Source organism: Streptomyces sp. NPDC058880 (assembly GCF_042742535.1).
Taxonomy (GTDB): domain Bacteria; phylum Actinomycetota; class Actinomycetes; order Streptomycetales; family Streptomycetaceae; genus Streptomyces.
The window spans coordinates 136,820-147,081 of sequence record NZ_JBHYMC010000011.1 but is presented as its reverse complement, the minus strand read 5'-3'; the positions used below and the strand labels follow the sequence as shown (position 1 = coordinate 147,081).

7 protein-coding genes are annotated in these 10,262 nt (G+C 77.3%); 6 read left to right on the top strand and 1 reads right to left on the bottom strand.

What is annotated here, in order from left to right:
- Positions 1 to 70: 70 nt before the first annotated feature.
- Positions 71 to 256, bottom strand: a complete 186-nt coding sequence (locus tag ACFW2G_RS09635; protein ID WP_007266501.1) for a DUF6104 family protein — start codon at positions 254 to 256, stop codon at positions 71 to 73.
- 133 nt (positions 257 to 389) lie between these two features.
- Between ACFW2G_RS09635 and ACFW2G_RS09630 the strand changes: the two genes are divergently transcribed.
- The 6 genes from ACFW2G_RS09630 to ACFW2G_RS09605 all read left to right on the top strand — a co-directional run bounded on the left by ACFW2G_RS09630 (position 390) and on the right by ACFW2G_RS09605 (position 10,251).
- Positions 390 to 2,543 carry a trypsin-like peptidase domain-containing protein gene (locus ACFW2G_RS09630; protein ID WP_037919755.1) on the top strand — a complete coding sequence of 718 codons (2,154 nt, stop codon included), beginning with the start codon at positions 390 to 392 and terminating at the stop codon, positions 2,541 to 2,543.
- A gap of 41 nt (positions 2,544 to 2,584) precedes the next feature.
- Positions 2,585 to 3,607, top strand: coding sequence for an AAA family ATPase (locus ACFW2G_RS09625; RefSeq protein WP_384581099.1), 1,023 nt, complete (start codon positions 2,585 to 2,587; stop codon positions 3,605 to 3,607).
- A 6-nt stretch (positions 3,608 to 3,613) separates the two neighbouring features.
- A complete protein-coding gene (locus ACFW2G_RS09620) occupies positions 3,614 to 6,928 on the top strand; it encodes an SAV_2336 N-terminal domain-related protein (RefSeq protein WP_384581097.1) in 3,315 nt (1,104 codons plus the stop codon).
- Between the two features lie 100 nt (positions 6,929 to 7,028).
- Positions 7,029 to 7,229 carry an FxSxx-COOH cyclophane-containing RiPP peptide gene (fxsA, locus tag ACFW2G_RS09615; protein ID WP_037919758.1) on the top strand — a complete coding sequence of 67 codons (201 nt, stop codon included), beginning with the start codon at positions 7,029 to 7,031 and terminating at the stop codon, positions 7,227 to 7,229.
- Between the two features lie 401 nt (positions 7,230 to 7,630).
- Positions 7,631 to 8,998 carry an FxsB family cyclophane-forming radical SAM/SPASM peptide maturase gene (locus ACFW2G_RS09610; protein WP_384445387.1) on the top strand — a complete coding sequence of 456 codons (1,368 nt, stop codon included), beginning with the start codon at positions 7,631 to 7,633 and terminating at the stop codon, positions 8,996 to 8,998.
- Positions 8,995 to 10,251 (top strand): HEXXH motif domain-containing protein, encoded by a 1,257-nt coding sequence (locus ACFW2G_RS09605; RefSeq protein ID WP_384445389.1) that lies wholly within the window; start codon positions 8,995 to 8,997, stop codon positions 10,249 to 10,251. The genes ACFW2G_RS09610 and ACFW2G_RS09605 overlap by 4 nt, the downstream gene beginning before the upstream one ends.
- Positions 10,252 to 10,262 lie beyond the last annotated feature (11 nt).

Here is a 10,262-nt window from a genome sequence, read left to right as displayed (position 1 = left end):
GCCGCGGGCCCCGGCCGCGCTCGGGGCGGGGCCCCTCTGCGTACCGGCCCGTGGTCCGGCCCCGGCCGGACTACTCGTCGTCCTCGTCCTCGTCGTCGAGCCGGGCCAGCCAGGTGGCCAGGCGTTCCACCGGGACCTCGAAGTCCGGGTTCAGGTCGACGAAGGTGCGCAGCTGCTCGGCGAGCCACTCGAAGGTGACCTCCTCCTCGCCGCGCCGCTTCTCCAGCTCCTCGATGCCGCGATCGGTGAAGTACAAGTCGGGCTCCGTGCCGTGATGGGATCGTGCAGGGGGTGTTTCCCGCCAGGATAATCCGCAGCGCCCGGGACACCTCCCGCCCCCGGTGTCCCCGGCGCTAGCCTGGAGGTCCGACGAGCGGGCGGGGGCGTGGATGACCGACGGGCGCACGACCGGGACGGCGCGCGCCTTCGAGCTCCTCGAACCACTCGTCCAGGCGGCGACGGTACGCGTCCACGCCCCGCCGGGCGGGTATGACAACCCCGGCAGCCATCGGACCGGTCCCACCTGGGGGAGCGGTTTCTTCATCGCCCCCGGCTGGGTCCTGACGTGCGCGCACGTGGTCGGCGAAGGGGGTGCCGCCATGCGTCTGACAGGCCGTGAGGTCGGCATCACCTTCCACTCCGGCAGACCCCGCCACGGTGGCCCCGGCGCGCCGGGCGCCGTCACCGGGACCGTCACCGGGCGCGTGGAGTGCGTACTGCCCGAGCGCCTGGAGGAGCGCAGGCCCGGCCGGCACGCCCTGTGGGACCTGCCCGACCTGGCACTCGTCCGGGTCCTGGCCCCCGTGTCCCACGCCTGCGTCTGGCTGACCGACCGCTCCAGACCGCGCTTCGACGAGGTCGCCTACTTCGGCTGCACGGAAGACCTCGGCACGCCCGAGATCACCGGCCGCACCACCCGGCTGCGCGGCACCGCCGGCAACGGCGCCGCCATCCGGCTCGCCGCCGACGACGAGATCGACCCCGGCATGTCCGGCGGACCGGTCGTGGACCTGGCCCGCGGGGAGGTCGTCGGCGTGGTCAAGGCCCGACGGCAGACGGGAGGCGGCGGACTCGCCGTCTCCGTCGTACAGTTGCGCACCCTCCCGATGGCCTCGCGGGGACAGGTCGGGCTCTACCGCCGGATCATGCAGGCCCACGACCTGTACCACTACGACCAGCACCTCAGCGACCTCGACAACCGCCGCACCTGGACCGACGTGCACGGCGAGCTCCCGCCGCAGGAGCGGGACCCGTACGGCGGCCGGGGAGGGCTCACCCCCGGCGAACGCACCACCCTGTGCGGGCTGCTGGCCGAACTGCCCCCGCCCAGCTCCTCCGAGGCGGTGCGCGCCCTGGTGGAGGCGGTTCGCGGTGAGGAACCGGACCCGCAGCCGCCGGCCCCGCTGAGCTGGCGCGACGGGCTGGGACTGCTGCACGACCCGCCGGGCGGCAGCGGTGAGGCCGCGGCGATGCTCCGGTACGCGACCGACGTCAGCGTGGCCGACTACCGCGAACCCCCGACGCCGGGCGCCGACGAGGAGTTGTGGGACTGGGTACGGGCCACGGCCGAGCGGCTGTGGCGGCCGCTGCGGCGTGAACTGGGCGAGCGCCACGAGCGGGGCCTCGCCGAGCGCGAGCGCCGCCGCCGCGCCTCGGCGGGCCGGGCGGCGGGCGGGCCCGCCCCGAGGGCCGGCGGACTGCCGCCCGGGGCGTCGGTCCTGCTGGAGGTCTGGGCCCACGGCTGGGAGCACCTGTACGACTGGCGGGTCTCGGTGCTCGCGGGCCCGGCCCACCCCGGTCGGCTGACCCCCGTGGACTCGGGCGTGCGGGCCACCGTCGCGGACCTGCCGGAGCGGTTGCGGGCGCCGCTCGCCGAGGCCTTCCGGCGCTGCGACACCCACGTCGCCGCGGCCCTGCTCGAAGTGGCGGTGGCCCCCGAACTGTTCGGGCTGGCGGTGGAGGACTGGACGGTGTCCGGCGGAGTACCGCTGGGCGTGCAGCGGCCGGTGGTGCTGCGCCACCCCGGCGGTCCGGACGCCCGGGGCGCGGACCGGGGCCGGAGCGGTCCGGAGGGCCACCCGGCGGACCACGAGGCCGCCAGGGCCGCCGCCCGGTGGACCCGGGTGCAGGCGGGACCGCTCCAGGACGAGCGGGCCGACTGCGCGGGCGGCCGTCCGCGCGCACCGTCCGCGGCGTGGCTGTCGGGCCTGCCCGACACCACCGTCCCGGTGCACTGCCGGGCCGCCGACCAGGAGCCCACACTGGGGTCGCTGCACGCGGTACGGGACGCCGGCTACGGGGTGGCCGTGACCCGCAGGCCGCCGCCGGAGCCCGGGGTGCCGTGCGCGCCGTTCCACCGCGGGCTGCGGGAGGAGCTGGCCGACGCGGGGCGGGCGGAGGTGCTGCCGCTGCGGTTCCAGACGTTGCGGGGCCGGGCGCACGGGGCGGACCCGGACGCCTACTGGGCGGCAGGGGCGGGGCTGGTGTGGGAGGACCCGGCGCGGCCGCTGCCGGACGTCGAGCCGCTCCACGGCGACCTATGAGGGCGGCCGGCCCGGCGGATTCGAGGGAGGGAACAGGCACCATGAACGACGACTGGCTCATCTACCGCGGGGTCGGCGAACCCCACGACGGCATCGACGCCCTGCCCGACCCGCCGCCCTGGCGGAACTTCGACGGCGGGCCCCTCGTGGCGCCGGGCCCGGCCGCCGCCGCCGAGGGCAACGTCGCCCGCCGGCTCGGCGCGCACCGGCAGGCCGCAGAACTGCACCGGCCGGAGCCCGAGGAGCTGGAGGCCGTCAATGCGGCGCTGTACCTGCGGCGGCCGCTGCTGGTGACCGGATTTCCCGGAACCGGGAAGTCCACCCTTGCGCACTCCGTCGCCCACGAGCTGAAACTGGGGCGGGTGCTGCGCTGGCCGGTGGTGTCGCGGACCGTGCTCCAGGACGGGCTCTACCGCTACGACGCCCTCGCCCGCCTCCAGGACGTGCAGCTCGCGGCCAGCGGGGCGGCGGCCGGGGCGGGAACACCCGCCGCGGTCCCCGGTATCGGCAGGTACATCCGGCTCGGACCCCTGGGCACCGCCCTGCTGCCCACCGCACGGCCCCGCGTGCTGCTCGTCGACGAACTCGACAAGAGCGACATCGACCTCCCCAACGACCTCCTGAACGTGCTGGAGGAGGGGGAGTTCGCCCTCCCCGAGCTGGAGCGGGTCGCCGACACCGAGCCCGAGGTCGAGGTGCTCACCGACGACGGGGCGAAGGTGACCGTGCGGGGCGGCCGGGTCCGCTGCCGGTCCTTCCCCTTCATCATCCTGACCAGCAACGGCGAACGGGACTTCCCCGCCGCCCTGCTGCGACGCTGCATCCAGCTCAAACTCGGGCAGCCCGGCGAGAAACGCCTCGCCACCATGGTCCGCGCCCACCTCGGAGAGGAAGCCGCCCGGCTCGGCGGCGACCTGATCCGCGAGTTCCTGGGCCGCTCGCAGTCCGAACTGGTCGCCGCCGACCAGCTCCTCAACGCCGTCTACCTGACCCACTACACCTCCCCGGCGACCCGGGAGGACCTCGCCGACCTGCTCATCCAGCGCCTCGACCGACCGAGGTGACCGGCCGTGCCCGAACCTGCCGTACCGCCCTGCCCCGCCGCGCCGCCGTCCGCCGCACCCGGCGTTCCGGAACTGGCCGCCCTGCTGCGGGCTGCCGGGCTCGATCCCTCCGCCGAGGAACTCGCCGACGCCCTCTGGCTCGCCGGGCACATCCGCGGTCCCGGACCGGACCTCCCGGGCACCCGGGACCCGGGGCCAGAAGCGGAATCCGATGATCCGGTGGTGGAGTCCGTGGACCCCGCACGGGCGGAGGCGGATCCCGAGGACCCCGTGCGGCTCTACGCACCCGGGGCGCACCGCGCCGGCGAGGCCGGGGGCGAGCCGCCCGAGCAGTCGCCCGAGGAGTACGGAGTACCCGTACGCGTGCCCGGCGCCGCCGCCCTGCCCCGCATCCTCGACGTCCAGCGGGCCCTACGGGCCCTCCAGCGGCACCGACCGTCGGCCCCGCCCACCCGGCTGGTGATCGACGAGGGCGCCACCGCCGACGCCAGCGCCCGCGCCCTCGGCCTGCTCATCCCGGTGCTGCGGCCGGAGACCCGGCGGGAGGCGACCGTACGGCTCGTGATGGACGCCTCCCCCTCCATGGCGGTCTGGCAGGAGATGTTCGAGGAACTGCGCTCCGTCTGCGAGCGGTTGGGGGCCTTCCGAGACGTCCAGGTGCACTACCTGCACCGCCGGCAGGACGGCACGGCGGCGCTCGGACGCGGCCCCGGCCCCGGCTCCGCACTGCGCTCGGGTGACCAGCTGCGGGACCCGACCGGCCGGGCCCTGACCATGGTCGTCTCCGACTGCGCCGGGCCGCTGTGGCGCGAGGGCCAGGCCCAGCGGCTGCTGCACCGCTGGGCCGAGTGCACCCCGTGCATGGTGGTCCAGCCCCTGCCGCAGCGGTTGTGGGGGCGCAGCTGGCTGCCGACCGAGCGGGGCACCCTCGCCCGGCTGGAGGGTGCCGGACCGAAGCTGCGGTTCCGGCCGGACCGGCCGCCGCTGCCCGGCCGGCCCGCGGGCGGGATCGCCGTGCCGGTGCTGCCGCCGAGCCCGACCGCGCTCGGGGCATGGGCCCGGCTCGTCGCCGGCCTCGGCACCGGGCCGGTCGCCGCCGAGGTGGGCCGGGTACGGGCGGACCACCCGGCCGCGCCCGTCCCGCCACCGCCCGCCGCCCGCCCGCCGCGCGAACTCGTCGCACGGTTCCGCTCCTCGGCCGCGCCCCGCGCCGTACAACTGGCCGTGTACCTGTCGGCGGCCCCGCTGACGCTGCCCGTCATGCGCCTGGTGCAGCGCACGATGCTGCCGGACTCCGAGCCGTCGGACCTGGCGGAAGTACTGCTCAGCGGGCTGCTGAGGCGCAGCGCACCGGGCCCGGGACACTGGTACGAGTTCGTGCCCGGGGTACAGGACGTACTGCTGGGGCCGCTGGGCCGCGACGAGGCCGCGCTGGTCCTCAAACACTGCTCGGAGTACGTAGGGGCGCACTTCGGCGCCGGCGTGCGCAACTTCCCCGCCCTCGCGGTCGCACAGCTGACCGGCATGGCACCGCTGGTGGAGGCCGCCGAGCCGGACGACGGTGAACAGGACCCCGGGGGGCGGCTCCCGCAGGCCTTCGCACAGGTTTCGGCCAAAGTCGTACGGCGCTTCCTGCCCGGTGTACCGCAGGACGGGCAGGCGGTACGGGAGACCCGGGCGGCCCCCCTGCCCGCCCGGGCCGGGGCGGTGCGCGCCGCCCGGGACCGCCTCGCGGACGCGGACGCCGAAGGCGACGCGGGTCCGCGGGCCCTGCACGAGGCCGTGGCGGTCCTGCGGCGGGCGGTCACGGCCCCGGTCGGGCCCGCGGACCCGCCGGAGGAGGCCGAGACGGAGCTGGCGGGCGCGCTGCTGCGGTTGTGGGCGGCCGAACGCGACCCGGAACTCCTCGCCGAGGCCCAGCGGGCCGTGAGCGGGCTGCGGACCGCCGCCGCGTGGGCGGCGCGCGGGCGGGTGCTGTACGAGCGGGCGCTCGCCGCCGGCCCGGACCCCGAGCTGCTCGCCGCGGCGGACCGCGAGTTCGCGGCGGCGGCCGCATCTCCCACCGCCGCACCGGAACTGCGGCGGGACTGCGCGGTACGGCGGGCCGAGACCCTGATCCGGCTCGGCGGGCTGCGCGACGACACGGACGCGCTGCGCGCGGCCCGCGCGGCCCTGGCCCCCCTGGCGGGCTCCGTCCCCGGCGGGGAACCAGGGCAGGACACGGGACCGGCCCCGGAGGCTGCCTCCGCACCCCACCACGAGCTGCACCGGGCCCTCGGCCGGGTCCTGCTGGCGCTCCTGCCCCGCACCCCCGACCCGGCCGAGCGCACCGCCCTGGCCGAAGAGGCCGCCGGCCGGTTGGCGGCGGCCCTGAGCGCACCGCCGGCCGGATCCGGATCCGGGGCGGTGTCCCGGGCCGGATCCGGGCGGGTGCGGGTGGAACTGGCCGACGCGCTGCGGCACCTTCCGGCGCGGCTGGAGGAGGCCGCCGCGCAGCTGGCCACCGTTCTGGAGGAGACCGGCGGGGATCCGGAGCTGCGGGTGGCCGCCCTGCTGTGCCTGGCCCGGGTCCACCGCGAGCGGTACGCCCGCGACGCCGACCCGGTGGCGCTGGAGGAGGCGGCCGAGGCCTACGGCCGTGCCCGCAGGCTCGCGCCCCGCGATGGGGAGGCCTTCCGGGACCTCCTTCCCGAGTGGGGCGACGTCCTGCTGGAACGCGCCCGCGGCGCCGGCGGTCGCCGCTTCACCGGGGCGGCCGTACGCGTCCTGCGCGAGAGCCGGGCGGCCGTCCCGCAGTCCGACCCGGGAGCCGCCCACCGGCTGGTGCGGCTGGCCACCGGGCTGCGGCTGCGCCACGCGTACGACAGGGACGCGGTGGACCTGCGGGAGGCGGAGTACCTGTTGGAACTGGCCGTCCGCAACAGCCGCGGCCCGCTCGAACGGGCCCGCGCCTGGCGGGACCACGCCGATGTGCAGCAGGAGATCCACGGCCACACACGGGCCGCGGACCGCCTCGACCGGGCCGCCGAGTCCTACCGGCTGGCCTGGCGGGCGGCCCTGGAGGCGGACCGCGAGGGCCGCGACGACCACGAGGGACGCGAGGAGCCCGACGGCCGGGCGGGCCGCGAGGACACCGCGCTGCGCCTGGCCGCCCGGGTGCAGGAGTCCCGCGGGGAGGTGCTGGAGCGGCTCGCCCGGCCCAGGGCGGCCCTGGAGGAGTACCGCTCGGCGCTACAGCTGTGGAAGCGGATCGGTGCCGACCCCGACGGGCGCTCCGAAGGGCTGCGTGCGCGGGTGCGGGCCCTGGAGGCGGGGCAGTGAGGGCCGCACCGCGGGCACGGCCCGCTGTTTCCGCCGACCGCCCCGGGGGAAAAGGCAGGGGACCGTCCGGAATGCGACGCGACATGGGGAGCGGCGGCACATGGTGACGAAACGTCAGGACGTGGTGCCGGCGGCCACCGGCACCGGCTGCCCCGGGCGGCTGCCGGACCTCTCCGGGCTCGACCTGGCCGCGCTGCGCGGGATCGACCATCCCGTACTGGCCGAGGTGATCGAAGGCCTGGTGGAACGCGTGGCCCACCCGGCCGAAATCCTCAACGCCTACGACTCCAGCGCTGCCTGACCCCCGCCGGTCCCCGGAAGCCCGCCCCGGCAGCACACCCGGCGCGATCCCGACGCCGATGGGGCGTCCGGCCCTCGTGCCCCGCCCGGCCGAGGTCCGCCCCCGGCCCCTCCCCTCCCGTGCCCCGTCCCGTGCCGCCTCCCGCACCAGGACCCGAACCCTGCGCCCCGCAGGCCCGGCCCGGCCCGAAGGCGCCGGCGGCACCGGGCACGTCCCCGCGCGGCGGCCCCGCTGCCGAACCCGCCCCCTTCGGGCGCGGGTTCGGGCCACGGACGCAGGTCCGAGAGCGGTCCGGTGCGGGCGAGTTGACCACTTTCCGCCGTTAGCCGGGACCGGCGGAAGGGCAGGGATGGACCGTCCGCCGGGGCGCCCCGGCGGTGGGGCGGGGAGGGAGCGCGGCGATGCGGCGAGCGATCACGAACGGCTCCCCGCCACCCGCGTCCGCCGGACCGGCCGGCCCCGCGCCGCACACCGCCCCGGGCCCCGTCCGGCCGGCGGCCGGCCCCGCGGCGCACGCGTCCCGGCACGCCCGCAACGCCCCCTGGCCCTACACCCGGCTCGACGTCGCCGCCGCGCGGGCGGCAGGCCACCCGCCCCGTCCCATCCGCCAGTTCGTGCTCAAGACCCGCAGCCGCTGCAACCTCGCCTGCACCTACTGCTACGTCTACGAGATGGCCGACCAGGGCTGGCGCGACCAGCCCGTCGCCATGGACCCGACCACCGCCGCCCGCGCCGCGCAGCGGATCGCCGAGCACGCCGCCGCCCACGACCTGCCCCGCGTCGACCTGGTCCTGCACGGCGGCGAACCCCTCCTCACGGCCCCCGCCGCACTGGCCGCGCCCGTGGAAGCCGTGCGCGCCGCCCTCGCCGCCACCACCCCCCGCACCCGGATCACCGCCACCGTCCAGACCAACGGCACCCTCCTCACCCGCGGCCGCCTCGCCGCCCTCGCCGCCGCCGGGATCCGCATCGGCGTCAGCCTCGACGGAGGGCTGCCCGCGCACAACACCCGCCGCGTCGACCACGGCGGCCGCCCCGGCTTCGGCGCCGCCGCCCGCGGCCTGCGCCTGCTCGCACGCCACCCCGACAGCTACGCCGGCGTGCTCTGCGTCGTCGACCTCGCCCACGACCCGGTGGAGACCTACGAATCCCTGCTCGCCTTCGCCCCGCCCACCGTCGGCCTGCTGCTCCCGCTCGCCAACTGGAGCGCCCCGCCGCCCCCGGGCCCAGACCGCCGGCCCGGCGGGAACCCGTACGCCGACTGGCTCCTCGCCGTCTTCGAACGCTGGTGGCACGACGGAGCACGACGCACCCGCATCCGCCTCTTCGAAGAGATCATCGCCCTGCTGTTCGGACTGCCCGCCACCACCGAGACCCTCGGGCTCGCGCCCGCCGCCACCGCCGTCATCGAGACCGACGGTTCCATCGAACAGGCCGACTCGCTGAAATCCGCGTACGAGGGGGCCACGGCCACCGGCATGGCCCTCGACACCCACAGCTTCGACCAACTCCTCGACCACCCCGGGTTCGCCGCCCGCCAGCTCGGACGGGACGCCCTCGCCGCCGGATGCCGCACCTGCGAACTCGTCGAGGTCTGCGGCGGAGGCCACTACCCGCACCGCTACCGCGCCGGCGAGGGCTTCCGGCAGCCGTCCGTCTACTGCGCCGACCTCCAGGTCCTCATCCGGCACATCGCCGCCGCCGTCCAGCACGCCGCCGGCGGCCCGCGCCGCGCCACCGCCGCCCGCCCCCCGGCGGCCGCCTCATGACCGCCGCCCTCACCGCCTTCAGCGTGTCCTCCCACACCCTGCGCGCCCTCGCCTCCACCGAGCCCTCCCCGGAAGGCACCCGCCTGGTCCGCGACGTACGCCGCTCCAAACGCCTGGTCCTGCTCCGCGCCGTCCTCGACGCAGCCCCCGGCGGCAGCGCCGGCCAGGCCGCCGAGCACTGGGCCCTGCTGGAGGAGGCCGAACGCCGCGCCCCCGCCGCCGTACGCGACGTACTGCACTACCCCGCCACCGGTGTCTGGGCCGAGGAGACCCTGCGCAGGCTGCACACCCCCTTCGGCCCGCCGCCCGACCTCGCCCACCTCGGCGCCCTCGCCGCGGCCGCCGCCCTGCGCGCGGGGATCCCCTTCACCCACACCCTTCGGCCCGTGCACGGCCGCCTCGTCCTGCCCACGCTCGGCCTGCTGCGCCCGGACCGCCCCGGCCCGCTCGTGCTCACCGAACGCTCCTGGGACCCCGACGACCCCGCCACACTGCCCCTGCACGCACTGCCCGGAGGCCGCACCGCCCTCGACGACCTCGACCCCTACCGGGCGCCCTGCCCCGCACGGCCCGCACCCCTGCGCCCCGCCCGCCGCCTCACCGCCAAGGGCCACAAACGGTGGGACACCCAGTGGTCCGGCGCGCTCACCCTGCTCCAGCGCTACGACACCGTCCGCGCGGAGGAGACCGTACAACTGCTGCGCTCCCTCGTACCGCTGGCCGGCGGGTCCCGCTCCAGCGGCGCCACCCTGCCCGCGGCCGCCGGGTCCGTGCTCGCCCGCGCACAGGCCCCGCCCGCTCTCGCCGCGACCCTCGTCCACGAGGTGCAGCACGGCAAACTGACCGCCCTCGCCGACGTCCTGACCCTGCACACCGCCGACGCCGCGCCCCGCCACTGGGCCCCCTGGCGCAGCGACCCCCGCCCCCTGGAGGGACTCCTGCACGGCACCTACGCCCACCTGGCGCTGGCCGGGTACTGGCAGCGCGCCGCGCTCTACGGAGCCCGCGGCGCCTGGGCCCAGCACGCCCGCATCCGCGCCCAGGTCGCCGCCGTCCTCCCCGCCCTGCGCGCACACGACCGACTGACCACGGCGGGACGGGAGTTCACCGACGCCATGGCCGCCGCCGAACGGGCCATGGACGAGCTCCCGCCCCCCGGCGACCAGCACGCCGCGGCCCGCCGTACCGTCGACCGCGAACGCCGCGCCTGGTGCGAGGAACACCCCGAACTCGCCCCGTTCGTGAAGGTCTGACGGGCCGTCCG

What these genes read in the sequence shown, in the direction of transcription:
- ACFW2G_RS09605 (WP_384445389.1), top strand. Translation starts at nt 8,995, where the DNA reads ATGACCGCCGCCCTCACCGCCTTCAGCGTGTCCTCCCACACCCTGCGC.
- ACFW2G_RS09610 (WP_384445387.1), top strand. Translation starts at nt 7,631, where the DNA reads ATGCGGCGAGCGATCACGAACGGCTCCCCGCCACCCGCGTCCGCCGGA.
- ACFW2G_RS09630 (WP_037919755.1), top strand. Translation starts at nt 390, where the DNA reads ATGACCGACGGGCGCACGACCGGGACGGCGCGCGCCTTCGAGCTCCTC.
- fxsA (WP_037919758.1), top strand. Translation starts at nt 7,029, where the DNA reads ATGGTGACGAAACGTCAGGACGTGGTGCCGGCGGCCACCGGCACCGGC.
- ACFW2G_RS09625 (WP_384581099.1), top strand. Translation starts at nt 2,585, where the DNA reads ATGAACGACGACTGGCTCATCTACCGCGGGGTCGGCGAACCCCACGAC.